At 59.8% G+C, this 25,011-nt stretch carries 17 protein-coding genes and 1 pseudogene; 11 read left to right on the top strand and 7 right to left on the bottom strand.

Translation table 11 applies throughout. The annotated features are described in order from the left end of the window. Nucleotides 1-100: 100 nt before the first annotated feature. The gene (locus ABIN98_RS20205) at nucleotides 101-613 is read right to left on the bottom strand and encodes a DinB family protein (RefSeq protein WP_346912496.1); all 513 of its coding nucleotides are present in this window, start codon (nucleotides 611-613) and stop codon (nucleotides 101-103) included. A 381-nt stretch (nucleotides 614-994) separates the two neighbouring features. Between ABIN98_RS20205 and ndk the strand changes: the two genes are divergently transcribed. From ndk to ABIN98_RS20190, 3 genes are all read left to right on the top strand, one after another. Further along, complete coding sequence (ndk, locus tag ABIN98_RS20200; RefSeq protein WP_346912494.1) at nucleotides 995-1,417, top strand: nucleoside-diphosphate kinase; 423 nt, start codon at nucleotides 995-997, stop codon at nucleotides 1,415-1,417. Between the two features lie 159 nt (nucleotides 1,418-1,576). After that, the gene (locus ABIN98_RS20195; RefSeq protein ID WP_346912492.1) at nucleotides 1,577-2,638 is read left to right on the top strand and encodes a YHYH protein; all 1,062 of its coding nucleotides are present in this window, start codon (nucleotides 1,577-1,579) and stop codon (nucleotides 2,636-2,638) included. Between the two features lie 114 nt (nucleotides 2,639-2,752). After that, nucleotides 2,753-4,849: a molybdopterin oxidoreductase family protein gene (locus ABIN98_RS20190; protein WP_346912490.1), complete on the top strand. Its 2,097-nt coding sequence runs from the start codon at nucleotides 2,753-2,755 to the stop codon at nucleotides 4,847-4,849. A 30-nt stretch (nucleotides 4,850-4,879) separates the two neighbouring features. Here ABIN98_RS20190 and ABIN98_RS20185 read toward each other — a convergent pair whose 3' ends face one another. The 5 genes from ABIN98_RS20185 to purM all read right to left on the bottom strand — a co-directional run bounded on the left by ABIN98_RS20185 (nucleotide 4,880) and on the right by purM (nucleotide 10,509). Further along, nucleotides 4,880-6,907 (bottom strand): acyltransferase family protein, encoded by a 2,028-nt coding sequence (locus tag ABIN98_RS20185; RefSeq protein ID WP_346912488.1) that lies wholly within the window; start codon nucleotides 6,905-6,907, stop codon nucleotides 4,880-4,882. Between the two features lie 134 nt (nucleotides 6,908-7,041). Next, nucleotides 7,042-7,805, bottom strand: a protein-coding gene (locus tag ABIN98_RS20180) for an IS5 family transposase (protein ID WP_346909186.1) whose coding sequence is annotated in 2 segments (ribosomal slippage) — nucleotides 7,042-7,475 and nucleotides 7,475-7,805 — 765 coding nt in all. Because the reading frame shifts where the segments join, the coding sequence is not laid out codon by codon here. A 100-nt stretch (nucleotides 7,806-7,905) separates the two neighbouring features. Next, nucleotides 7,906-8,669, bottom strand: a protein-coding gene (locus tag ABIN98_RS20175; RefSeq protein WP_346907107.1) for an IS5 family transposase whose coding sequence is annotated in 2 segments (ribosomal slippage) — nucleotides 7,906-8,339 and nucleotides 8,339-8,669 — 765 coding nt in all. Because the reading frame shifts where the segments join, the coding sequence is not laid out codon by codon here. Between the two features lie 101 nt (nucleotides 8,670-8,770). Continuing rightward, nucleotides 8,771-9,427, bottom strand: a complete 657-nt coding sequence (gene purN, locus ABIN98_RS20170; protein ID WP_346912486.1) for a phosphoribosylglycinamide formyltransferase — start codon at nucleotides 9,425-9,427, stop codon at nucleotides 8,771-8,773. Then, nucleotides 9,424-10,509, bottom strand: coding sequence for a phosphoribosylformylglycinamidine cyclo-ligase (purM, locus tag ABIN98_RS20165; protein ID WP_346912484.1), 1,086 nt, complete (start codon nucleotides 10,507-10,509; stop codon nucleotides 9,424-9,426). The genes purN and purM overlap by 4 nt, the downstream gene beginning before the upstream one ends. Before the next feature lie 205 nt (nucleotides 10,510-10,714). Between purM and ABIN98_RS20160 the strand changes: the two genes are divergently transcribed. The 4 genes and pseudogenes from ABIN98_RS20160 to ABIN98_RS20145 all read left to right on the top strand — a co-directional run bounded on the left by ABIN98_RS20160 (nucleotide 10,715) and on the right by ABIN98_RS20145 (nucleotide 16,371). Then, the gene (locus ABIN98_RS20160; RefSeq protein ID WP_346912482.1) at nucleotides 10,715-11,800 is read left to right on the top strand and encodes an AI-2E family transporter; all 1,086 of its coding nucleotides are present in this window, start codon (nucleotides 10,715-10,717) and stop codon (nucleotides 11,798-11,800) included. Between the two features lie 11 nt (nucleotides 11,801-11,811). Then, a complete protein-coding gene (locus ABIN98_RS20155) occupies nucleotides 11,812-12,486 on the top strand; it encodes a hypothetical protein (protein ID WP_346912480.1) in 675 nt (224 codons plus the stop codon). A gap of 151 nt (nucleotides 12,487-12,637) precedes the next feature. Next, nucleotides 12,638-14,851, top strand: a complete 2,214-nt coding sequence (locus ABIN98_RS20150) for an RNA degradosome polyphosphate kinase (RefSeq protein WP_346912478.1) — start codon at nucleotides 12,638-12,640, stop codon at nucleotides 14,849-14,851. Between the two features lies 1 nt (nucleotide 14,852). Then, nucleotides 14,853-16,371 (top strand): annotated as a pseudogene (locus tag ABIN98_RS20145) (exopolyphosphatase). Between the two features lie 14 nt (nucleotides 16,372-16,385). Here the strand turns inward: ABIN98_RS20145 and rnd are convergent. Continuing rightward, complete coding sequence (gene rnd / locus ABIN98_RS20140) at nucleotides 16,386-17,576, bottom strand: ribonuclease D (RefSeq protein WP_346912474.1); 1,191 nt, start codon at nucleotides 17,574-17,576, stop codon at nucleotides 16,386-16,388. A 168-nt stretch (nucleotides 17,577-17,744) separates the two neighbouring features. Here rnd and ABIN98_RS20135 point away from each other — a divergent pair, with 168 nt between their 5' ends. The 4 genes from ABIN98_RS20135 to ABIN98_RS20120 all read left to right on the top strand — a co-directional run bounded on the left by ABIN98_RS20135 (nucleotide 17,745) and on the right by ABIN98_RS20120 (nucleotide 24,984). Beyond that, nucleotides 17,745-18,368 carry a ParA family protein gene (locus ABIN98_RS20135; protein ID WP_346912472.1) on the top strand — a complete coding sequence of 208 codons (624 nt, stop codon included), beginning with the start codon at nucleotides 17,745-17,747 and terminating at the stop codon, nucleotides 18,366-18,368. A gap of 711 nt (nucleotides 18,369-19,079) precedes the next feature. Further along, entirely contained in the window at nucleotides 19,080-20,861 is a 1,782-nt protein-coding gene (aspS, locus tag ABIN98_RS20130; RefSeq protein WP_346912470.1) for an aspartate--tRNA ligase, read from the top strand. 32 nt (nucleotides 20,862-20,893) lie between these two features. Next, a complete protein-coding gene (locus ABIN98_RS20125; protein ID WP_346912468.1) occupies nucleotides 20,894-22,759 on the top strand; it encodes an ABC transporter ATP-binding protein in 1,866 nt (621 codons plus the stop codon). A 200-nt stretch (nucleotides 22,760-22,959) separates the two neighbouring features. Next, nucleotides 22,960-24,984 carry a methyl-accepting chemotaxis protein gene (locus ABIN98_RS20120; RefSeq protein ID WP_346912466.1) on the top strand — a complete coding sequence of 675 codons (2,025 nt, stop codon included), beginning with the start codon at nucleotides 22,960-22,962 and terminating at the stop codon, nucleotides 24,982-24,984. Nucleotides 24,985-25,011: the final 27 nt, after the last annotated feature.

Below are 25,011 nucleotides of genomic sequence, written 5' to 3'. Positions count from 1 at the left end.
ACTGACTCTCCCGCAGACCGAAACGGCTGTAGGCGGGCATAAATTAGCCTGCCCGGAAGCCGATATCCATCAAAAGCTTAAGCCTGGCGTCGCGTTGATCTCACCCCATCAGTCCAAGGCCGGTCTGCCGCTGGAAATACATGAGGTTGAGCATCTGCGGCTCGTAACCCTGCATGCTGAGAAGAGCCTGAGCCTGCGCCCGGTAGTGACTTTGATGGTGGAACAGCAGAATGATGGCACCACCCACCGGCTGTTCTATCGTCGCCGGATCGAGGACGGTTTTGAATTGAACCATCCGGGTCAGTCCGACCTCGGTGCTTTCCTGGCAGAACCGGCTCAGGTCTTCATCGGTCGTTTGCCGGCGGTCCTTGAGCTCTTTGAAAGTGTCGGTGATCGTTTGGTCAAACGAAGGGTACTTGTCGCCTGCACCGGCGAAACGGTCCAGCCACAACAGATCGACCAGCAGAATGTGGTCAAGCGTCTTGTGGATCGAACCGTATTCGGTTTTCAGATCGCGGTGGTAGATCTCTTCTGTGACCCGTTCACAATCGGCAAAAAGGCGTTCGTTTGCCCAGCGATTGTATTCCATCATCATGTTCAATACGGCTTTCACGAACACACTCCCTTATGCATCACGAAATGTATGCATTGTTCGCAGTGGTGTGATTTACGAGGATTCAACCGTATTTTGCAAGTGCGTGTCTTGCATAATCTACTGTTAGTTGAAAGTCGGCGGGTAAAAGTAACATTACCGGTAAAAATCAGTATACCGTGACGGATAGAATGCCGGGGTATCTGCCACTTCGTGATCATCTGACAGGGGCGAAATCGATATGCGGTCGCCTGACATGAAAATGTCATCGCTTGGCCCCCTTGCATGGAAAACGGCGCAAAGCTATTAGAAGCGCGATTTTCACAGCCGGTGCATTGCGCCATCCCGCGCAGGCCGGATAGAGCTGCCAGTGGCAGCAGACAAACGAGAAAGACCGAACCCATGGCGATTGAACGCACCTTTTCGATGATCAAGCCGGATGCCACCAAGCGCAACCTGACGGGCGCCATTACCGCCAAGCTGGAAGAAGCCGGCCTGCGCGTCGTCGCTTCCCGCCGCGTATGGATGTCCCTGCGCCAGGCCGAAGCTTTCTACGCGGTTCATAAAGAGCGTCCGTTCTTCGGCGAACTGACCGAGTTCATGTCGTCCGGCCCGACCGTCGTTCAGGTTCTGGAAGGTGAAGACGCGATCGCCAAGAACCGTGAAGTGATGGGCGCCACCAATCCGGCCGATGCAGCCGAAGGCACCATCCGCAAGGAATTCGCCCTTTCCATCGGCGAAAACTCGGTTCACGGTTCCGACGCACCGGAAACCGCAGCGGAAGAAATCGCCTTCTGGTTCGCCGGCTGCGACATCGTCGGCTAACCGGCGATCCGTCATTTTCGATTTGGCAGGGCCGGCCCGAAAGGGTCGGCCCTGTTACGTTCTGATACACTTTCGGACAGTTTTTCGATAGGATTACAAGGGGTTAGAAGGCACGGTTGCAGGCGTCGGGGGCTCGGAGAAATTTTGGGAGAAGACCCTATGCGCAAGACACTTGCCGTCCTGGGAACGGTTCTGACAACAGCGGCCCAGGCCCATGACGGAAGTCACAAGCTTGCCGGAGAACATCCTGTCGAGGAAAAGTCCCTTTCGGAGTCCGTCTGGGATCTGATGATCCCGCCGGCTGATGCCGCCGCGACAATCACAGTCGAGGGAGCCTATCGCTATATCCACGCCAACGGATACCCGATCAAGGCGCCGGGCCAGTTTCCCAATTCCGGTAATCCGAACCGGATTTCCAAGAAAAACTATCAGCTGCGTGTGCCGGTAAACCCGAAGAAGACAGGCCGGGCCACACCGACCGGTCCTGCCGTATTCGGTATTGCCGTCAACGGCGTCGTGATGGATCCCGGCACGGCGGAATTCTGGCAGAACGACCGCCGGTCCGGTTGGAACTACGAGGCAATGGGCGGCGCCTGCCGGCTGGGCCTGGACAAATTCAACGCCCATGTCCAACCGGACGGCACCTATCACTATCACGGTATTCCAACCGGTGTTCTGGCATCCGAAGGCGGCAAGAGCGTTCCGGCACTCCTTGGCTATGCCGCCGACGGCTTTCCCATCTACGGCCCCTATGGCTACAGCGACCCGAAACGTCCTTCCGCGATGACAAAGCTGAAAAGCAGTTATGTGATCAGGAGCGGAACCCGTCCCGACGGTCCGGGCGGAAGCTACGACGGCAAGTTCACCCAGGACTGGACCTACGCGGAAGGCCGCGGCGATCTCGACCATTGCAACGGCCGCTTTGCCGTCACCCCCGAATATCCGAAGGGCACCTACCAGTATGTCCTGACGGATACCTTTCCCTTCATTCCGCGCTGTTGGATGGGAACCCCCGACAGGTCCTTCATGCGCCTCAAGGGCAGGGGAGGTCCGGGAGGTCGGCCCGGACCCCAGGCCGGCGGTCCGCCGCCACAGGGCGGTGGCCTGTTCGGGCAACGGCCCGGCGCTGGACAAGGCCCGGGTTTCGGCCCCGGCCAAGGCTCCGGTCGCGGGCCACGTGCCGGCGGCCCGGGGGGGCATAGTCCCTGTAGCGGGACCTGAGGACCGGAACTGTTGTCAGAACCATTCAATGGCGAGGGGCGCTTGACAGCGCCCCTTTGTTGATCAGACTCGCGGGTCCGGTTTGTAAACCGGCGATTGCGAGAAAGACCCGATATGACCAAACACCAGCCTTCTGGTGCGTTTTCCGCCTGCCCGCACGATTGTCCGTCAACCTGCGCCCTTGATGTGGAGGTCCTGAATGACGGCAGGATCGGACGTCTGCGCGGCGCGTCCGGAAACGCGTATACGGCCGGCGTTATCTGCGCCAAGGTCGCCCGCTATTCCGAGCGTCTCTACCACCCGGACCGGTTGTTGAAGCCGCTGCGCCGGGTCGGTGCCAAGGGCGAAGGCCGGTTTGAGGAAATCTCCTGGGACGAAGCGCTCGATCTGGTTGCCGAAAAGTTCCTGGCAGCGGAAGCCGAATACGGGCCGCAAACCGTCTGGCCCTATCACTATGCCGGTACCATGGGGCAGGTACAGCGCGATTCCATCCATCGCTTCCGCCACGCCAAGGGCTACTCGCTCCAGTTCGATACCATCTGCACCAACAATGCCTGGAGCGGTATCGTAGCCGGAACGGGCAAGCTGGCCGGTCCGGATCCGCGGGAAATGGCCGTCTCCGATCAGGTTGTCATCTGGGGCACCAATCCGGTCGCGACCCAGGTCAATGTCATGACCCATGCGATCACGGCCCGCAAGAAACGCGGTGCCCGGATCATCGTCATCGACGTCTACAACACCGAAACCATGAAACAGGCAGATGTCGGCCTGGTTCTGAATCCCGGTACCGATGCTGCCCTGGCCTGCGCGATCATGCATGTGCTCTTTCGCGACGGACATGCGGATCGGGCCTACCTGGAAAAATACACGGATTGTCCGGCGGACCTCGAGGCGCATCTCCAGACCAAGACCCCGGAATGGGCCGCCAGGATCACCGGGCTGCAGGCAACCCAGATCGAAGAGGTCGCCCGGCTGATCGGCGAGGTGAAACGCACCTATTTCCGGCTCGGCTACGGCTTTACCCGCGCGCGCAACGGTGCCGTTTCCATGCATGCGGCTGCGTCCATCGGAGCGGTAACCGGCTGCTGGCAATATGAAGGCGGTGGCGTCTTTCACAACAACGGCGCGATCTACGAACTCAACAAGTCCATGATCGAGGCGCCCGAACTGCGCCGTCCGGAGACCCGGTTTCTGGACCAGTCCCTGATCGGCCGGGTGCTGACCGGAGACGAGGACGCCTTGCACGACGGACCACCGGTCACTGCCATGCTGATCCAGAACACCAATCCGGTCTCCGTCGCGCCGGAACAGGAACTGGTCAAGAAGGGCTTCGCGCGCGAGGATCTGTTTGTCTGCGTCCACGAGCAGTTCATGACAGAGACGGCGAAGATGGCCGACGTGGTTCTGCCGGCGACCCAGTTCCTTGAACACGACGACATCTACAAGGGTGGCGGGCACCAGTATCTGATGCTCGGTCCCAAGGTCACGGAGGGGCCGGAAGGTCCGCGCGAAAACCTGTTTGTCCTGAACGAGCTCGCAAAACGCCTCGGCGCCGATCAGCATCCGGGCTTCCACATGACGGCGCGCGAGCACATCGACTGGATGCTGCGGAACTCCGGTTACGGCACGCTTGAAGAGTTGGAGGAAAACCGCTGGATCGATCTGCAGCCGGATTTCGAAAGCGCCCATTACCTAAACGGCTTCGCCCATGCGGACGGCAAGTTCCATTTCCGGCCCGACTGGGGCCGGTCCCCGTCGCCGAACAAGTCACCGATCGGCCCGCTCGGCCCCTGGACGACCATGCCCGAACTGCCCGACCACTGGGAATACCTGGAACACGCCAGCGAACGTCATCCGTTCCGGCTTGTGACCGCACCCGCGCGGTCTTTCCTGAATTCCACCTTCAACGAGACTGAGAGCTCCCAGAAGAAGGAAAAGCGGCCTGAGGTCTGGATGTTGCAGGCCGATGCGGAAGACCATGGCATCGATGACGGCGATCTGGTGGAGATGGGCAACAACCGGGGGATCGTCACGCTCCACGCGCGCTATGTGGAAGGCCTGACGCCGGGCACTGTGATCTCCGAAGGCATCTGGCCGAACGAGGCCTTTCCCGACGGCAAGGGGATCAACACGCTCACCGGCGCCGATCCGGCGGCACCCTATGGCGGCGCCGCCTTCCACGACACGGCCGTTTGGGTGCAGAAGGTTTGATCCGTGGTCGTCCAGGCTTCGCTTGATGGCCTAGTCGCGGCCTTGCCGTGTGTTCAGTGCCTGAGACAGGTCCTTTACGACCGCAAATGCTCCGAGATCGTTGAGATGATTGTCGTCCCGATAGACATTCCGCCCCTCAAGCACCGATCGGCACGCGGAGCCCGAGCAGAATAACGGCGCCGGGTCGATCACAAGCAGATCGGGGAACTCTGCCTGAAGCCCGGCGAAGATTTGCCGGGTCGACTGCAGGCGTGCATCCACCCGGTCTTTGCTGATGGCGCAAGCACTTACATCAGCTTCCTGCAGGCGCGAGCGGTTAAAGCATCTGATGCCGTCGAAGTTCAACTCCGGCACCGAGCCGATCAGCACGACTTGCTTGTCGGCAGCCTGCAACTGAGAAATCGTATTCTCAAGGCTGTTTTGAAAAAGGGCCTGATTGCGATCGAGGGATGGGACTTCCCAGGGAGAAGAGGCCAGATAGATGGTTCCGGCAGCGTCCTTATCGAAGACATGCCCGGTGATGTAGTTGGCCCATCTCGCGGTCAGAACGACGATTTGGACGCTCTCGTCTCCCAAGAGCCTTTCAAGAGTGGGACGGCCATAGGGGAGGCATTTTTGCTTCGGGGGGGAAAGCAGGCTGCTTTTCAAATAGACGTCGGCCATGGGCGGGCAGCTGTCGTGGGTGAAAGAAGCGAATGAGGCCGCGTTTGCCTCAAGCCACTGCGCCAAAGGTCCATCAAGCGCCATTGCATGGGAATCGCCCCAAATCGCGACCGTCGTGCCGGCGAGACTGGGAACCCGCTCCGGACAGGCAAAAGCCAGCTTCGGTTCATCGCAGATATCACGCAGGGAGGGAGGGGGCAAACCGGGTTTCTCCAATTCCGCCAAAATGGATTTCGGGAACCGGTCGGGAAGCCCGTCCTGAATGTGAACGTACAGGCCCAGGCCGAGAATGCACGCCAGAACGCCGGCGCCAATCAGATGCGGGAAGGCTGACCTGCGACGACCGAAGGCGCGGCACGGGCTTTCGATCAAATAATAGACCGCCGCCGACAACGCGATGGTCAGCAGAAAAAGGGCAGCCTGGACCGAGAGCGGTATCTCCGGCCCGTAGTGAAAGCGGGCAAACACGATAAGCGGCCAGTGAACCAGATAGAGCGCGTAGGATAGATTGCCCAGAAAGATCATCGCCGGATGAGACAACACTGCGCGCGTAAGACCCGGGCGGTTGGCGTTGAGAAGCAGCCAGCCGGCGGCCAGACAAGGAACCAGGGCGAAAGGCATGGGCCAGGACAGCCCCTCGGAATAGACGAAAGGCAATAGCAGGATCGTGGCCAACGCCAGGACGTCGAACAAGCTTCCGGCGCTCCGGACTGTTCTGTGCCTCGAAAAAATCCCGTTTTCGGTTTCAATCCGTTCCCGGGCAAGATAAGCGGCCGCAAATCCCCCGATCATGAATTCCCAAAGCCGGGTCAGGGGATTGTAGAAGGCCGTTTTCGGATCGGTGAACGCCAATACCTGCGCGAGCACGAGACTCAAAATAACTACGACCCAGAACCCGATTTTTTTCGTCTTTTGCGACATGACGTTGATGAACAGGAACGCAATCGCGGCGAGAACGTAGAACTGCCCTTCGACGCCGAGGGACCAGAAATGCAGCAGCGGCCTGTAGATGGCATCTCGGGCGAAGTAGCCGGAATCGTTGTTGAAATAGATGTTTGCCCAGAAGGTCAGAGACGACAGGTTTTCCTGGCCCAGTTCATCGAAGTCATCCGGTAACAGGTACAGATAGCCATAGACGAGGCTGGCGAGGATGACGGCGGTCTGGGCAGGCGCCAGGCGCCAGACACGTTTTCTCAGGAATACGAGTAAATCGGTCAGGGAATGATCCGAGCGATGCAGGATCTGGGTAATCAGAAATCCCGAAATGACAAAGAAAATGTCCACGCCGAGGAAACCGCCGGACAGCCCAGGAAAGCCGAAATGAAACAGCACGACCATCAGGGCTGAAATGGCCCGCAGTCCCTGGATATCTGCTCGGAAGTGACTGGTGGGCATGTTGTCGCGATTGGAACAAGCGGCGGAAACAGATGTGCTGGAATGGAAACCTATAACTTGAAACCCGCAAAATGGCGAACCGCCTGACGAGGTGGAAATTGCCTAAAAAGCTTTAGGCTGTGGTGACAATTTAATTATTTAAGCCAGAGCATAATGCTTGCGAGCTTGATGAAGCCGATGAAGTTTGCAGCGAGCTTATCGTATCGCGTAGCGATACGGCGCCATTGCTTGAGTTTGGCGAAGTAGCCTTCTATTCCCCACCGGTTCTTGTATGCGATTTGGTCGTAGTGATGCTGATGCTTGCGATGGCGGCGTGGCGGAATGACGGGCTCGCCGCCTTGTTCAAGAATAAGATCATGTAGACTGTCAGCGTCATAGGCGCGATCCGCAAGAACCTGCTGTGCATGCAGACCGCTCATGAGACGGCACGCGGGAGCCATGTCATTTTGTTGTCCCGGCCCGATATCGAAGCGAACCGGTAAGCCCAGTGCGTCCACTACTGCGTGGATCTTCGTTCCAAAGCCGCCCCGGGAGCGTCCAAGGGCCTGGGCTTCAGATCCCCCCTTTTGCGCGCTCCGCCCGCGGCTTGGGCATGTGCTCTTATGACGGTCGCGTCGATTGCCAGCCACTCCATGTCCGGCTCACGGGCGATCGCCTCGAATATGCGCTCAAAGACACCAGCTTCAATCCAGCGATAGTAACGCCGTTTGGCTGTCTGATAGGGACCGAACCTGTCCTCTGGCAAATCTTTCCAGCGGGCGCCTGAGCGAGCGAGCCATAAGATCGCATTAAAGAAACGACGTCCGTCACTGCGCGGACCGCGCCGCCCCTGCCGGCCACCCGGAACAAATTCCCGAAGCCGCTCCCATTGATCGTCCCGAAGTATCTCGCCTTCCACACCAGCCTCCAAAAGCCAGTGTTGAATCTGATTTGTCGACCTTTGGGAATCCCCAATTCCTTAAATTGTCACTACAGCCTAGGCTGTGGTGACAATTTAATTATTTAAGCCAGAGCATAATGCTTGCGAGCTTGATGAAGCCGATGAAATTTGCAGCGAGCTTATCGTATCGCGTAGCGATACGGCGCCATTGCTTGAGTTTGGCGAAGTAGCCTTCTATTCCCCACCGGTTCTTGTATGCGATTTGGTCGTAGTGATGCTGATGCTTGCGATGGCGGCGTGGCGGAATGATGGGCTCGCCGCCTTGTTCAAGAATAAGATCATGTAGACTGTCAGCGTCATAGGCGCGATCCGCAAGAACCTGCTGTGCATGCAGACCGCTCATGAGACGGCACGCGGGAGCCATGTCATTTTGTTGTCCCGGCCCGATATCGAAGCGAACCGGTAAGCCCAGTGCGTCCACTACTGCGTGGATCTTCGTTCCAAAGCCGCCCCGGGAGCGTCCAAGGGCCTGGGCTTCAGATCCCCCCTTTTGCGCGCTCCGCCCGCGGCTTGGGCATGTGCTCTTATGACGGTCGCGTCGATTGCCAGCCACTCCATGTCCGGCTCACGGGCGATCGCCTCGAATATGCGCTCAAAGACACCAGCTTCAATCCAGCGATAGTAACGCCGTTTGGCTGTCTGATAGGGACCGAACCTGTCCTCTGGCAAATCTTTCCAGCGGGCGCCTGAGCGAGCGAGCCATAAGATCGCATTAAAGAAACGACGTCCGTCACTGCGCGGACCGCGCCGCCCCTGCCGGCCACCCGGAACAAATTCCCGAAGCCGCTCCCATTGATCGTCCCGAAGTATCTCGCCTTCCACACCAGCCTCCAAAAGCCAGTGTTGAATCTGATTTGTCGACCTTTGGGAATCTCCAATTCCTTAAATTGTCACTACAGCCTAGAACAGGAGGAGGAGCGGTGTCAGGGGACAATCAGTGTCCTGTCGGCCAGATCGGCATCTTCCCCGGAAATTGCGACGCGCTGATCCTTGACCTTTGCCCGCCCCGAAGCAACCAGCTCCAACGCCTTTGGATAGATCTGGTGTTCCACCGCGAGCACGCGCGCTCCCAGGGTGTCCGGCGTGTCGCCGTCCAGGACCGGCACGGCGCCCTGAATGATGATCGGACCGTCGTCCATTTCCGCGGAAACGAAATGGACGGTCGCGCCGTGCAGCTTGACCCCTTCCTCCAGCGCCCGCTCATGGGTGTGAAGGCCCTTGAAACTCGGAAGCAGCGCCGGATGGATGTTGATCAGCCGATCGCGCCACTGGGTGACGAACCAGGGGGAAAGCAGACGCATGAAACCGGCGAGCGCGACGAACTCGATGCCGTGCTGCTTCAGCTTCTCATCGAGCACCCGCTCGAAAGCTTCGCGGTCCCGGGAAAACTCCGTGTGGTCGACGGTGGCCGTTTCGATACCGAATTCGGCAGCCCGTTCGAGGCCGGCGGCTCCGGGCCTGTTCGAAATTACCAGAGTGATTTCGGCCGGGTAGGCGGGATCCATGCACGCCGATATCAGCGAGGCCATGTTGCTGCCCCGGCCGGAAATCAGAACGGCGATTTTCTTCCGTTCGGTCATTTCCCAAGCCCTAGGGCGTTATCGAACAGAACCGGCTGAGCGCCTGCGGCCTGGATGGTGCCGATCCTGAAGACGGTCTCGCCTTCCTGCTCCAGCACGGAGGTCACCGTATCCGCCTCGTCAGCCGACACGACCACGACCATACCGACACCGCAGTTGAACGTCCTGAGCATTTCCTTCTCCGCAACGCCGCCAGCCTTGGCCAGCCAGTCAAACACCGGAGGAACGGAAATCGCGGACAGGTCGATGCGCGCGGAGGTTTCGTCAGGCAGCACACGAGGCAGGTTTTCCGGCAGGCCGCCGCCGGTGATATGGGCGAGCGCCTTGATGCCGTTCGACGCCTTCAGCGCGGCCAGAAGCGGCTTCACGTAGATTTTCGTCGGAGCCATCAGCGCTTCGCCCAGCGTCTGCGCTTTGTCAAAAGGGGCATAGTCGGACCAGGTCATACCGGACAATTCGACGATCTTGCGGACCATGGAATAGCCGTTGGAATGAACACCCGAAGAGGCAAGCCCCAGGAGCACGTCGCCTTCGCCGACATCCCGGCGCGGCAGGATCGCGCCGCGTTCCACCGCACCGACGGAAAAGCCGGCAAGATCGTAGTCGCCTTCAGAATACATGCCCGGCATTTCCGCGGTCTCGCCACCGATCAGCGCCGCGCCTGCCATCTTGCAGCCGTCGGCGATGCCTGCCACCACATCGGTCGCCTGGTCCACGTCCAGCGCCCCGCAGGCGAAGTAATCGAGGAAGAACAGCGGTTCGGCGCCCTGAACGACAAGATCGTTGACGCACATGGCGACCAGATCGATGCCGACCGTGCGGTGCTGGCCGGTGTCGATGGCGATTTTCAGCTTGGTTCCGACCCCGTCGTTGGCCGCCACCAGGATCGGATCCTTGAAGCCCGCGCCCTTCAGGTCGAACAGGCCGCCGAAGCCGCCGATGTCGCTGTCCGCACCCGACCGCGATGTGGCTTTCACCAGCGGCTTGATCCGGCGGACCAGCTCATTGCCGGCATCGATATCGACACCCGCCTGGGCATAGGTCAAACCATTGGTCGCTTGGGGCTGTTCTTCCTGGCTCATGACGGCACTCCGGTGCTGCGGCGCTTGAAAATCTTTGTGCCGCGCATACAGGCTGGCGCGGGCGAAAACAAGGGTTACGCGATGGTATGGGCCGATCATGGCGCGGTCATGCCCTTGTTTTGCCGATTTAACTGAGGCTAAGTGCACTCATGCCTTTGAACCCAATCACCCGGGATTGCATTTCGTCCGGAAGCGGGGAACCAAGATGACATTGCGCCGACAATTGGGGTTCTGGACTGTCTCCCTCATTGTGTTTATCGCCTTCCTGGCGGTTTTCTCGCAGATCCTTCTGCCTTTCGTTGCCGGAATGGCGGTCGCCTATCTGCTCGACCCGGTCTGCGATCGGCTGGAAACGCTGGGCTTCAGCCGCCTCTGGGCGACCTTGACCATTCTGCTCGCCTTCATCTTCGTCCTTGTCCTGTTCTTCGTCCTGCTCGTGCCGGTCCTTGGAAACCAGCTCGCCGGTTTTCTGGAGAAATTGCCGGATCTGGTGCGATCGTTGCATGAGCTGGTTTCCCAGAATTTCGGCGAGCGGCTTGTTGCCCTCACAGGCATAAACCCGGAAGATCTTCAGTCGTCCTTCGGCAAATTGATGGGGCAGGGCGCCTCCTGGCTCGGTGGCCTCGCCAAGCAGGTCTGGAGCGGCGGACAGGCGCTTCTGTCGATCCTGTCGCTGTTCGTGATCACGCCGGTGGTCGCCTTCTACCTGTTGCGGGACTGGGACCACATGGTCGCCCGCATCGACGGCTGGCTGCCGCGGGATCATCTTGAGGAAATCCGCAATCTGGCGCGGGAAATGGATGACGTTGTTTCCGGCTTCGTCCGCGGCCAGGTGTCCGTCTGTGTCATTCTGGGGACGTTTTACGCACTCGGCCTTGCTCTCACCGGGCTGAATTTCGGCCTGCTGATCGGAATGGGCGCCGGGCTGGTGAGCTTCATTCCGTTCGTCGGCGCAAGTCTCGGACTGATCGTGTCGCTCGGTGTCGCCCTGGTCCAGTTCTGGCCGGACTGGACGATGATCCTGATGGTCGCGGCGGTCTTTGCGGTCGGGCAGTTCCTGGAAGGCAACATCCTCCAGCCGAATCTGATCGGCGACAAGACGGGGCTTCATCCCGTGACCCTCATGTTCGCCCTGTTTGCCTTTGGATATCTGTTTGGTTTCGTGGGGATGTTGATTGCCGTTCCGGCTGCGGCCATGATCGGTGTACTTGCGCGGTTCGCCCTGAGGCAGTACCTAGCAAGCCCGATTTACAAGGGTGTCGGCGGCCCGGAGCCTGCCGACCCAGAATAGGCGCGTACTCCATGGCGGAAACTCCTCGCCAGTTGCCTTTGGTCCTGCCGCATGAAGCTGCACTCGGCCGTGACGATTATCTGGTGGGGAAATCCAACCGGGCCGCATTCGAATTGCTTGGCGCCTGGCCGGACTGGCCGGCGCCGGTCGTCATCCTCGCCGGGCCGGTCGGATCGGGCAAAACCCATCTGGTCGAGGCGTTCCATGCCGAAACCGGCGCCGCTGTCGTCAAGGCGAGCGAGCTGGCGAGCGAGACCGTTGCCGGTCTCGTCACCGGAGAGGCGGTGGTCGTCGAGGATGCCCATCGCGGCCTTGATGAAACGGCTCTGTTCCATCTGTTGAATGCCGCGCGGCAGGCCGGGGTGCCGGTGCTGATCACAAGCCGGACATGGCCGACCGCCTGGGGGATCACCCTGCCGGACCTGATGTCGCGTTTGCGCGCCGCAGCTCCTATAGAAATCGAAGAGCCCGACGACGACCTTCTGCGCCGGGTGCTGGTCAAGCTGTTCGCCGACCGGCAGATTGCCATCGATCTCGGTGTCGTCGATTATCTTGTGGTGCGCATGGAGCGGTCCCTGGGGGTCGCCATGAAGGTGGTCGATGCAATCGACCGGGAATCGCTGGCAGGTCGTGCGAAAATCACCAAGCCCCTGGCCGGACGCGTCCTGGAAAACGTGCATAAGTAAGGCTTGGGTAGCTTGTGAGGCGGCAAAGTGCTGCCGGACGCGTTAGAAACGTCATATGTCCGTGATAGGCGCTGCGCCGGATCGCCGCGTACCGCGAGCGCGGCGCGGGTGATAAGCCCGGATGGTGTAACTGGCAGGACAAGGAAGCGAGATGAACGAGACCGTCGATCTTTCCCAGACCGTGCAGGCTCCGGTTGCCGGTGCCGAGCCGGGGAGCGAGGGAAACGGGACTGGCGAACTGGCAGGCTCGCCCGCCCGTTTCATGAACCGGGAATTGTCCTGGCTGCAGTTCAACCGGCGTGTTCTGGAAGAATCCATGAACCCGAACCATCCGCTTCTGGAGCGGGTCCGCTTCCTGTCTATATCGGCAAACAATCTGGACGAGTTCTTCATGGTGCGCGTCGCCGGCCTGCGCGGCCAGCAACGCGCCGAGGTGACCAATACCTCCGATGACGGTCTGACGCCGACGGAGCAGCTACAGAAAATTTCCGAAGCGGTGCGCGACCTGCAGGATTCCCAGCAGGCGCTCTGGCGCGAATTGCGCAGCGTGATTGCCGAAAACGACGTCGAGATCCTGAACGGCGAGCACCTGACGGCACAGGAGAAGAGCTGGCTCGAGGATCATTTCCTGTCCTACATCTTCCCGGTCCTGACACCGCTTGCGATCGACCCGGCCCATCCGTTCCCCTTCATTCCGAACCTCGGTTTTTCTATCGTGTTCGAACTGGTGCCGGTATCGGGCGGACGCGGCATGATCGCGCTTCTGCGTATCCCGGGACAGGTGGAGCGTTTCGTCCGGCTCGAGGACGGCGAAAACGGCGTGGCGCGGTTCATTGCGATCGAACGGGTCGTTGGCCTTTTCATCGGCAGACTGTTTCCCGGATACGAGATCCGCGGCAAGGGCGCCTTCCGGGTCATTCGCGATTCCGACCTTGAAATCGAGGAAGAGGCAGAAGACCTCGTCCGGCTGTTCGAAAGCGCGCTGAAACGCCGCCGGCGCGGGTCGGTGATCCGGCTGGAGATCCAGGACACCACGCCACCGGCCCTGCGCGAATTCGTGGCCGATGCACTTAACGTTTCCGACTCCGAGATTTTTCTGGCCGATGGCCTTCTGGCGCTCAACAACCTGTCCCAGATCGTCGATCTGGAGCGCAAGGACCTGAAATTCGAGCCCTATACGGCCCGGTTCCCGGAAAGGATCCGCGAACATGGCGGTGACTGCCTGGCGGCGATCCACCAGAAGGACATCATCGTCCATCATCCTTACGAGTCGTTCGATGTGGTGGTGCAGTACCTGCGCCAGGCGGCCCAGGATCCGGATGTGGTGGCGATCAAGCAGACGCTCTACCGCACCTCCAACGACAGCCCGATCGTCAAGGCGCTGGCCGAAGCGGCGGAGGCCGGCAAGTCGGTGACCGCGCTTGTGGAGCTGAAGGCCCGGTTCGACGAGGAAGCGAATATCCGCTGGGCGCGCGATCTGGAGCGGGCCGGGGTGCAGGTCGTCTTCGGCTTCATCGAGCTGAAGACCCACTCCAAGCTGTCCATGGTGGTCCGACGCGAGCACGGACAGTTGAAGACCTACTGCCACATCGGCACCGGCAACTACCACCCGATCACGGCCCGCATCTATGAGGATCTGTCGTTCTTTACCGACGACCCGGGGATCGCCCAGGACGCGGCGCGCGTGTTTAACTACATCACCGGCTATGCCCAGCCGGCGGAACTCGATTACCTTGCGGTGTCTCCGGTGAACCTGCGCAAGCGCATGCTGGAACTGACCGAGGCCGAGATCGCCCATGCGGAAGCCGGTCGTCCGGCACAGATCTGGATGAAGATGAACTCACTGGTCGATCCGCAAATCATCGACGCGCTTTACCGGGCCAGCCAGGCCGGGGTGCAGGTCGATCTGGTCATCCGCGGCATCTGCTGTCTGCGGCCGGGCATCGAAGGCCTGTCGGAAAACATCCGGGTGAAGTCGATCGTCGGCCGCTTCCTGGAGCATTCTCGCATCTACTGTTTCGGCAATGGCCACGGCCTGCCGTCGCCGCAGGCGCATGTCTATATCGGCTCCGCCGACCTGATGCCGCGCAACATCGACCGGCGCGTGGAGGTTCTGGTGCCTTTGCTGACGCCGACGGTCCATGAACAGGTTCTCGACCAGATCATGGTCGCGAACCTGAAAGACAATCAACAAAGCTGGCGGATTCTGCCCGATGGCGGCCATGAGCGCGTTGTGCCCGCGCCCAATGAACAGCCGTTCAACGCGCACCAGTATTTCATGACGAATCCGTCTCTGTCCGGGCGAGGCAAGTCGCTGAAAAGCGACCGGCCGCGCCCCTTCCTGGAACGCCCGCAGCGGGGTTGACATGGCTGCCAGCAAATCCGTCCGCGGACGGCTGAACGGAACCGGACCGGTTGCGGTTATCGATATCGGATCGAACTCCGTCCGCCTTGTGGTCTACGAACGAAAAGCCCGCACACCGACCATGCTGTTCAACGAAAAGATCCTGGCCGGTCTCGGCCGGGGTGTTGCGGCAACGGGCAGGCTGGCCGACGAGTCCGTCGATCTGGCGCTCAAGGAACTCTCCCGGTTGCGCGCCCTGTGCGATCATGTGGGCGTGCAGGAAACCCACATCGTTGCGACGGCGGCCGTCCGGGACGCGGAAAACGGCTCCAGGTTCGTTGCCAGGGTCGAGGACATCCTCGGCGCCAAGGTGCGCATCCTGAACGGCAACGAGGAAGCGTATTATTCCGCCCTCGGCGTGATCGCGGGGTTCTGGCGGCCCAGAGGCATAGTCGGAGACCTGGGCGGCGGCAGTCTCGAACTTGTCGAGGTTTCCGACGCCAAACCCGGCGTGGGAAGCACTTTTCCCCTGGGCGGGTTGCGTCCTTCAGGAAATGTCGGAAGGCGATATCTCGAAGGCGCGCAAGATCACCGACGAGTGCCTGAAGGGATATGCATGGCCGCGCATGGAGCCCGGCGAGCGGACCTTCTACGCGGTTGGCGGGACCTGGCGCTCGCTGGCGCGGCTCCATCTGATCCAGAACAACTATCCCCTGCACGTGATGCACAATTACGAGATCCCGGCGGAAGAGGCGATTGCCTTTTGCCGCTCTATCTCGAAACGCAATCTCGAAGATGTCTCGCGTGCGGAAGTGGTGTCCAAACAGCGCCGGCCGCTGGTGCCGTTCGGCGCGGTCGTCATGGAACGTGCCCTCCAGGCCATGAATGCGGAAAAAGTGGTCATGTCCGCGACCGGGGTTCGTGAAGGCCTCCTGCACGAGGCGCTTTCGCCCGACCTGCAGCAACAGGATCCGTTGATCGAAGCCGCCCGCGAACTTGCCACCTTGCGGGCGCGTTCACCGGAGTTCGCCGAGGAACTGATCGGCTGGACCGACGCAATCTTCGCCGAACTGGGCATCGATGAAACCGAGAGCGAACGCCGGTTGCGCCATGCCGCCTGCCTTCTATCGGATATCGGCTGGCGGGCGCATCCCGACTATCGCGGCGAGCAGAGCCTGAACATCATTTCCAACGCGGCCTTCGTCGGGCTCGACCACGCCGGCCGGGCCTTTCTGGCCGCATCCGTCTTCTACAGGCATCAGGGGCTTGGGGAGGGCGCGCTTTCGCCGGTCATCCGCAAGCTTTTCACGGACCGTCTGCGGGATCGGGCGCGGATCCTGGGAGCGGCCATGCGGGTGGCGTCTTTGCTGACTGCTTCAATGGACGGGGTGTTGCCGCACGTGACGGTCACGAAGGCATCGGACGACCTGGTGATGACATTGCCGCCGAAGCTTGCCGCCCTCGACGGGGAACGCCTGATGAAACGGTTCAGACAGTTTGCCCGGCTTTTCAAGAGCAATTGTTCGATCACCGTCGGCTGACCGGAGGATCACCCTTATTCGGCGGCCTGCGTCGATGAGGAGGAAACCGGTTGTTCGGAACCCGACTGCTCCAGGGCAACGATCTGCCGGTTCTGGAACGCCAGCGCAACTTCACCGCGTTTCAGCTTCAGAGCCACATCGCCGAACAGTTCCTTGCGCCAGCCCTTGAGCGCGGCCACATCCGCATTATCGTCGGCTGCGATCTTTTCCAGGTCGTCGACCGTGGCAATCACCTTCGCGGCCACCCCGTGGGCTTCGCTGACGAGCTTGAGCAGAACCTTGAGCAGGTCGACGGCTGCAGCCGAACCATCTGGAGCTGCCCGGCCCTTGGGCAGTCTCGGTAACTGATCTCGGGGAATGGCCAGCGCGGCCCGAACCGCCTTTAGGATGTCGTCGGCGGACTTGGAGCGCTCAAAACCGCGCGGAATGGTCCGGAGCCTGCCGAGCGCCTCAGACGACTGCGGCTGCTGGGCGGCGATTTCGTAGATCGCATCGTCCTTCAGGACCCGGCTGCGGGGCACGTTACGGGTCTGCGCTTCGGTTTCCCGCCACGAGGCGACTTCCTTCATCACCGCGAGCTCGACCGGCTTGCGCACGCGCATCTTCAGGCGCTGCCAGGCATTGGCCGGCTCGGTCCGGTAGGTGCCTTCGGAGGTCAGAACCTTCATCTCGTCCTGAACCCAGTGACTGCGGTCCTGTTCGGCCAGATTGGCCTTCAGGAACTGATAGGCGTCGCGCAGATGGGTGACGTCCGCCAGAGCGTAGTCGAGCTGTTTCTTGGTGAGCGGGCGCCGGGCCCAGTCGGTGAACCGTGACGACTTGTCGATATGCGCGCCGGTCACCTTGTAGATCAGCTGGTCGTAGGAAATGGAATCACCGAAGCCGCAGACCATGGCGGCCACCTGGCTGTCGAACAGCGGCGCGGGGATCAGCCCGCCCAGATGGTAGACGATCTCGATATCCTGTCGGGCAGCATGGAAGACCTTGGTAACGTCTTCATTGCGCATCAGGTCGAAGAACGGCGCAAGGTCCAGCCCTTCCGCCAGCGCGTCGACGATGAAGGCCATGCCCGGTCCTGCCATCTGGATGACACACAGTTTGGGCCAAAACGTCGTCTCCCGAAGAAATTCGGTGTCGACGGTCACATAGTCATGAGACGAAAGGCGCTGGCAGGCAGCGGCGAGGTCTTTTGTCGTTGTAATCACATCTTCCATGGTGACGACGACGTATACCTCAGTCCTGCCGCTTTGTCGCCACGAAATGGTGCGTTTGCAAAAGCTTACCCTTGAAAAGGCGCAATATGTGCGCCTATCTAGAGTGATAAGCAAAACAATCGGCGCGGCGGCAGGCGCCTTACGTAAAGGGAGGCAGGGATGCGGAAGATTCTCGTAGTCAATTCGAAGGGGGGATGCGGCAAGACGACCGTCGCCACGAATCTCGCCGTCGCCCTTGCCGCCCGGGGTGAGGACGTGGCGCTCGCCGATGCCGACAGGCAGAAGTCGAGCCTGGCCTGGAGCAAACGGCGTCCGAAAGAGCTGGCTGCGATCGAGGGGCTGAACTGGACCAAGGCCGAAGCCATCGGCCAGAAGCTCAAGGACCTCGATGCGGTGGTGATCGACGGTCCCGGCGGTTTGCGCAGCGAGCACGCCAAGACGCTGATTTCCGAAGCCTCCGACATCGTCGTGCCGGTCCTGCCTTCGGTGTTCGACTGGGACGCCACCATCCGTTTTCTGAACGGGATTTCCGAAATCAAGCGGGTGCGAAAGGGCAAGGCGGACATTCATCTGGTCGCCAACCGGGTCACCCGCCGCTCCACTCAGGTCGCGGAACTGGAACGGAAACTGGCGGACGAGGGCTATCCGGTGCTTTGTCGCATATCGGACCGGGTGCTTTACGCCAAGCACGCAGCCGCCGGGGCAGGGGTGTTCGACTATCACGATGCCAGGTCCCACGAAATCCGCGGCCAGTGGCATCCACTGTTGCAGGCGGTGGATTGACCAAAATGGCCGCTTCAAGCGTGTTCAGTACTCATATGAGACGCAAATCCTTCGCCTGAGCGGCATGGGAGGTTGGCTGGCACCGATACCATTCCTGTTTTCGACGCAAATCTCCCGAAGTTCGTCATCGTATGCGAACTTAAAATGATACTGGGCCTGAAGGATCTTGCTACTGAGCAGGGTATAAATTTCTCTCACACGAATCTTAGTCCGAACGTCAAAGCTGCAATTGCCTGAAACTCTTGGGTCCAAATTGCGGTTCAAGGTGTCGAGCACTTCGGCGAAGTAATGGGGAACGCCTCCGAATGTGTATGCGTACTCGTGTGTACCTGCCTTGCTTGCGGCTTCGTTCACCAGCTTGGTTACCTGTTGCACCGGACAGGTCTCTGACAATCCAGGCGCTGGGTTTACAACCACGAAGGCGCTGACAAGAATGCCGGTATAGTTTCTTGTATTCATTGAATTTTGCGCCACTTACAAAATGGATTGGTCATGCATCGTATTCACTTATGCCTTTTGTGTGGCGATTGAGCGGCTGACACATTCTTCTTCCGTGGTAGTCGTTTATCAAAACTGAGACCTCGAAACCGGGGCACTGTGGCGGGCCGTCCCTTGACTTTATGCCTCTGACGTGGCTTTTCCAGCCGGCGTGGCCCTCTCTGTGGAGGGCGCGAACGAATTCTGTTTGTTTTCGAACCAGTCGAGGAATACATGCACCCCTACCGTAGTCACACCTGCGGCGATCTGCGCGCAACCCATGTCGGCGAAACGACGCGCCTGTCCGGATGGGTTCACCGTGTCCGCGATCACGGGGGCCTGCTGTTCATCGATCTGCGCGATCACTACGGCATCACCCAATGCGTGGTCGATCCGGATTCCTCCGCCTTCAATCTGGCCGAAACCGTGCGCTCCGAATGGTGCATCCGCATCGACGGCGATGTGAAGCAGCGCACTGCGGAAACCGTCAACCCGGAACTGCCGACCGGTGAAGTCGAAATCTTCATCCGCGACATGGAAATCCTGGGCGCTGCCAAGGAACTGCCGCTGCCGGTCTTCGGCGATCTGGAATATCCGGAAGAAGTCCGCCTGAAGCACCGTTACCTGGATCTGCGCCGGGAAAAGCTTCATAACAACATCATCCTGCGCTCACAGGTGGTCGCAGACCTGCGCCAGCGCATGTGGGACATCGGTTTCAACGAATTCCAGACCCCGATCATCACCGCTTCCTCGCCGGAAGGCGCACGTGACTTCCTGGTGCCGTCGCGCCTGCATCCGGGCAAGTTCTACGCCCTGCCGCAGGCTCCGCAGCAGTTCAAGCAGCTGATCATGGTGTCGGGCTTCGACAAGTACTTCCAGATCGCGCCGTGCTTCCGCGATGAAGATCCGCGCGCAGATCGCTCGCCGACGGACTTCTACCAGCTCGACGTGGAAATGTCCTTCGTCACCCAGCAGGACGTGTTCGACACCATGGAACCGGTTCTGGCCGGCTGCTTCGAGAAATTCGGCGGCGGGCGCCCTGTCAACCGCGGCTGGCAGCAGATCGCCTACAAGGACTCCATGCTCTGGTACGGCTCCGACAAGCCGGACCTGCGCAACCCGATCAAGATGCAGATCGTGTCCGAGCATTTCGCCGGTTCCGGTTTCGCCATCTTCGCCAAGCTCCTGGAACAGCCGGGCACGGAAATCCGCGCGATCCCGGCGCCCAAGGGTGGCAGCCGCAAGTTCTGCGACCGCATGAACAAGTTCGCCCAGGAAGAAGGTCTTCCGGGCATGGGCTACATCTTCTGGCGCAAGGCCGAGGACGGCTCCATGGAAGCGGCCGGTCCGCTTGCCAAGAACATCGGTCCGGAGCGCACCGAGGCGATCCGCGTCCAGCTCGGCCTGGAAGTCGGTGATGCCGCCTTCTTCCTCGGCGGCAAGCCGGCAAGCTTCGAGCGTGTTGCCGCCAAGGCGCGCAACATCATCGGCGAGGAACTGGGTCTTTCCGATCTCGACAAGTTCGAGTTCGCCTGGATCGTGGATTTCCCGATCTTTGCGCGCGACGAGGACACCGGCGAGATCGACTTCGAGCACAACCCATTCTCCATGCCCCAGGGCGGTATGGAAGCGCTTCAGGGCGATCCGCTCGATGTCCGAGGCTATCAGTACGATCTGACCTGTAACGGGCACGAACTGCTGTCGGGTGCGATCCGGAACCATCGCCTCGAGATCATGTACAAGGCGTTCGAAATCGCCGGCTACAGCAATGCTGAAGTCGATCGTCGTTTCGGCGGCATGGCGACCGCGTTCCAGTACGGCGCACCGCCGCACGGCGGCTGTGCGGCCGGGATCGACCGCATCGTCATGCTGCTGGCAAACGAGATCAATATCCGCGAGGTCATCATGTTCCCGATGAACCAGCGTGCCGAAGATCTGATGATGAATGCTCCGTCCGAACCGGAGATGCAGCACTTGCGTGAACTCAACATTCGGCTCAATTTGCCGGAAGCTTGAGTTTCTGACGGGTCGTCAGGACGAGGGCCGGGATGACCGGCCCTTTCGGCATGAAAGGCAAGCGAACGGTGCTTAACCCTGCAAACTGGCAGGTTTTCAAGGACCCGGAGGGCTCCATGCAGCTCATTCGGCGTCTGGTTATGGAAAACGCTCGCCAATTCGTGTCACGTTACGTCCTTGCCTTCTTGTGCATGGCATTGGTCGCCGCATCCACGGCGGCAAGCGCCTGGATCATGAAGGACATCATCAACCAGGTCTTCATCAACCGCAACGAGTTCATGATCTATGTGATCGCCGGCTTAGTCATGGTGATCTTCACGATCAAGGGCGCGGCGACCTACGGTCAAATGGTGATCCTCAGCCGGATCGGCAATTCAATCGTGGCCGGCTGTCAGCGGCGCATGTTTCAGCGCATCACCGAACAGGACCTGTCCTACTTCGACCGCACCCCGGCCGGCGAACTGACAGCCCGCGTTCAGCACAATACGAAGGCCGCCCGCAGCGTTTTGGAAATGCTGGTCGTCAGCGTCGGTCGCGACGTTCTGACGATCATCGGGCTCGTGGGGGTGATGATCGGACAAAACCCGACCATGAGCGCTTTCGCGCTTCTGATCATGCCTCCGGCGGTCCTCGGCGTCTCCGTCCTGGTGCGTCGGGTCCGCAAGCATGCGAAGTCTCAGTTCGTGTCCACGGCACGTATCCTGGGCACTCTGCAGGAGACCACGATCGGCATCCGGGTCGTCAAGGCGTTCGGAATGGAAGATCATGTGCGCGCCGCCATGAACGAGGCGATCTCTGCGGTCGAGCATCGCGCCAACAAGATCGCTTCGCTGACGGCGCGGACATCGCCTTTGATGGAGACGCTAGGCGGCTTCGCAATTGCGATCGTCATCCTCTACGGCGGTTACAGCGTCGTGAATCTCGACCAGGATCCGGGCGCGTTCTTTTCCTTCATCACCGCCCTTCTGCTTGCCTACGAACCGGCCAAGCGATTGGCCCGGCTTCATGTGAACCTGAACAACAACCTTGTCGGCGTTCGGCTGATGTACGAGCTGATCGACGATGTGCCGGAACTGACCGACAGGCCCGGTGCCGCCGAACTGGTGGTCAAGGGCGGCGAGATCCGTTTTGACGATGTCCGGTTTTCCTATGGGGAGAGCGCGGCGCTCAACGGGCTGACGATGGTCGCCGAGCCGGGCAGGACCACCGCCCTGGTCGGGGCGTCGGGAGCAGGCAAATCGACGGTCTTCAGCCTGATCGAGCGGTTCTACGAACCCGACGATGGCGATATCCTCATTGACGGCCAGAATACGAAGGACGTCACCATCGCGTCCTTGCGCGGGCACATTGCCGTGGTCACCCAGGATACGTTCCTGTTCGACATGAGCATTCGCGACAACATCGCGCTGGGCCGGCCGGGCGCAAGCGATGCCGAGATCGAGCAGGCGGCCCGCGACGCGAATGCCCACGACTTCATCATGGACATTCCGGGCGGCTACGATGCCCTTGCGGGCGAGGGCGGTGGACGGCTCTCCGGCGGCCAGCGCCAGCGGGTCGCCATCGCGCGCGCCATGCTGCGCGATGCGCCGATCCTGCTGCTCGACGAGGCAACCTCGGCGCTGGATGCGGAATCCGAAACCAAGGTCCAGGCCGCTTTGGCGCGTCTGATGAAAGGCCGGACAACGTTGGTGATCGCCCACCGGCTGGCAACCGTCCGTCATGCGGATGCGATTCATGTGCTGGATCGCGGCCGGTTGGTGGAAAGCGGTACCCACGACAGCCTTTATGCCGAAGACGGCATTTATCGACGCCTTTGCGAGCTGCAATTCCAGGATGGGAGCAGCAAGGCGGATGAGGCGGAAGAATCGATTGCGGTCGGTAATACGGCTGCTGTCTAAGCCTGTCCCGGAGTACATCCATCCGGAAATGTATGTCTCGTATTTATAAGTATAAACACTGACATATTTGCGAGGGAGATGTCAGTGTAAAAATATATTCTATACACAATATAATATTATGATCTCGGATCAGTAAAACTTTGAAATAAAATACTTATCAAGTTAAACGCGTTAACTGAATATTATCCATCGCGCCCCTCATGTATTGTAAATTCTACCTACAGGGGGTTGTGGTGCGATCTACCGCAAAACAGCATAGCAGGGCGAGCGGTCAAAGCAGCGTTTTTGACTTCATGAATCCGGATGCGCAAAGCGACGTGCCAACGCGCGATGTCTGGGCAGCTTTGAAATCGGAAATGCCGGACATCCTGACCCGATTTTACGAGTCCGTTACGGCAACTCCGGAACTGCAGAAAATCCTCGATCGAACGGGAAGCCGTTCCGACGATTTAAAGTCGGCCCAGATAAAACACTGGGAGTTCCTGTTTCAAAACGAACTGGATCTCGCGTTTCAGGGCAGGGCCATTCGTGTTGGCGAGGCGCACATCCGCGTAGGCTTGCCGATGCGCTGGTACATCGCGTCCTATGGCCGCTTGTTGAATGAGGCGATCCCGGTTCTCATCGGCAAGAACCGGCTCTCTGCCAAACGGATGACGGCCCTAATACAGACCCTGATCTCGCGTATTTTCATCGACATGATACATGCCAATGAGGCCTTCGAGCGCGGCACCCTTGAAAATGAGCGGCGAAAACAAACGGAAGAGCTGAGCCTGAACAATCTCGGCAATCTGGCGTCCACGACCCACCAGATCAACGCAATCACCATGAGCATGGCCCATCTCAGCCGGAACACGACCAAGGCTGCGGATGGCGCGCAGACCATTTCAGCCTCGATCGATCAACTGGCTTCCTCGGTCAAGGAGATATCCGAAAAAAGCACCAATGCTGCGGTGGATGCGGAAGAGACCAGCGGATCGGCGGCGGCAGGCCTCCAGGCAATGCGTGAGGTGGCAGACGCAATTGCAAAGATTTCCACGACATCGGAGGGGGCGGCCGGAAGTCTGAGTGAATTGAACGAAGCCTCCGAGCAAATCGGCGATTTCCTGTCGGTGATCCAGAACATTGCGGATCAGACAAACCTCCTGGCCCTCAACGCCACCATCGAAGCGGCCCGCGCAGGTGAGGCTGGTAAGGGGTTTGCAGTCGTTGCATCCGAGGTGAAGAGTCTTGCCCAACAATCGGCGCGCGCGACTGAAGATATTTCAAACAGGATTTCCCTGCTTAAATCCGGTGTTGCGGCGATCCAGTCGACGATGAATGAATCCCGCCAATCCGTCCTCGAAGGGGAAGAATCGATCGGCAAGGCGAATGACCTGATCGAACAGATGGACGGACAAATCTCGGCGGTCACCGACCGGATGCAACAGATTTCCGAAATATTGAATCAGCAGATGGAAGCAAGCCAGGAGATAGCCGTCCGGGTTGGTGATGTGGCCCATCTGACGAGCGAAAACGACAGTCGGCTCACTCATGTCAGTGAAATTCTGCAGAACTGCAACGACGAATTCACGACGTCTGCCCAGGACTGGTTTGCGCCTGAATCGCCGATCTCCCTGTGTGAAATGGCGAAGATCGACCACATCATGTTCAAGAAACAGATCGTCGATGCGGTCACCGGGCATACGGAGGTGAAGTCCAGCGACATCCCGGATCATCACAACTGCAGGCTTGGGAAGTGGTACGACAAGATTGAAATCGAACCCATTCGCGACCACCCGGCATTCGCTGCCCTTGCTGAACCGCACAGAAGAGTACACGAAGCTGCAGAACGCGCACTCAGGGCGATAGAAGCGGGCGGCTCTCAAAGAGAAAGCGCGTTCGAAGCCCTGATCGAGCTGGACCAGGCAAGTGAAGAGGTCCTGGCGCAGCTCAATGCGCTGTCGAACGCGTTCAAGAACGAGCTGGCCGGTGCCGAAAAGCGCAATTTCGTTCGGACCTTGGTGAATGACCGAATTCAGATTGAGATCGACGACGAGATCCGGGGCGTGACGGTTGTCGATGTTTCATCCGGCGGATTGGGGATTAGCGGGGCGAAGCCTGAAGATGAAGGGAAAACGATCCGGATCTTTGGGGAAAAGGGGACACAGCTGGGCGAAATTGTCTGGGTGAGCGGAACACGAGCCGGCATTCGGTTTCTGTCTTCTGCAGAAGGAGATGCAGACTGAACAGGCAAACCGCTTGGTCAGACGGTT

Origin of the sequence: uncultured Roseibium sp. (genome assembly GCF_963675095.2) — a bacterium.
GTDB lineage: Bacteria > Pseudomonadota > Alphaproteobacteria > Rhizobiales > Stappiaceae > Roseibium.
Note: the sequence above shows the minus strand (reverse complement) of the source record. Positions and strands in the feature narration are given on the sequence as shown.

Excerpts from the sequence above, each read along its gene's own strand:
- ndk (WP_346912494.1), top strand. The coding sequence starts at position 995 with ATGGCGATTGAACGCACCTTTTCGATGATCAAGCCGGATGCCACCAAG.
- ABIN98_RS20195 (WP_346912492.1), top strand. The coding sequence starts at position 1,577 with ATGCGCAAGACACTTGCCGTCCTGGGAACGGTTCTGACAACAGCGGCC.
- ABIN98_RS20190 (WP_346912490.1), top strand. The coding sequence starts at position 2,753 with ATGACCAAACACCAGCCTTCTGGTGCGTTTTCCGCCTGCCCGCACGAT.
- ABIN98_RS20185 (WP_346912488.1), bottom strand. The coding sequence starts at position 6,907 with ATGCCCACCAGTCACTTCCGAGCAGATATCCAGGGACTGCGGGCCATT.
- purN (WP_346912486.1), bottom strand. The coding sequence starts at position 9,427 with ATGACCGAACGGAAGAAAATCGCCGTTCTGATTTCCGGCCGGGGCAGC.
- purM (WP_346912484.1), bottom strand. The coding sequence starts at position 10,509 with ATGAGCCAGGAAGAACAGCCCCAAGCGACCAATGGTTTGACCTATGCC.
- ABIN98_RS20160 (WP_346912482.1), top strand. The coding sequence starts at position 10,715 with ATGACATTGCGCCGACAATTGGGGTTCTGGACTGTCTCCCTCATTGTG.
- ABIN98_RS20155 (WP_346912480.1), top strand. The coding sequence starts at position 11,812 with ATGGCGGAAACTCCTCGCCAGTTGCCTTTGGTCCTGCCGCATGAAGCT.
- ABIN98_RS20150 (WP_346912478.1), top strand. The coding sequence starts at position 12,638 with ATGAACGAGACCGTCGATCTTTCCCAGACCGTGCAGGCTCCGGTTGCC.
- ABIN98_RS20135 (WP_346912472.1), top strand. The coding sequence starts at position 17,745 with ATGCGGAAGATTCTCGTAGTCAATTCGAAGGGGGGATGCGGCAAGACG.
- aspS (WP_346912470.1), top strand. The coding sequence starts at position 19,080 with ATGCACCCCTACCGTAGTCACACCTGCGGCGATCTGCGCGCAACCCAT.
- ABIN98_RS20125 (WP_346912468.1), top strand. The coding sequence starts at position 20,894 with ATGACCGGCCCTTTCGGCATGAAAGGCAAGCGAACGGTGCTTAACCCT.
- ABIN98_RS20120 (WP_346912466.1), top strand. The coding sequence starts at position 22,960 with ATGTATTGTAAATTCTACCTACAGGGGGTTGTGGTGCGATCTACCGCA.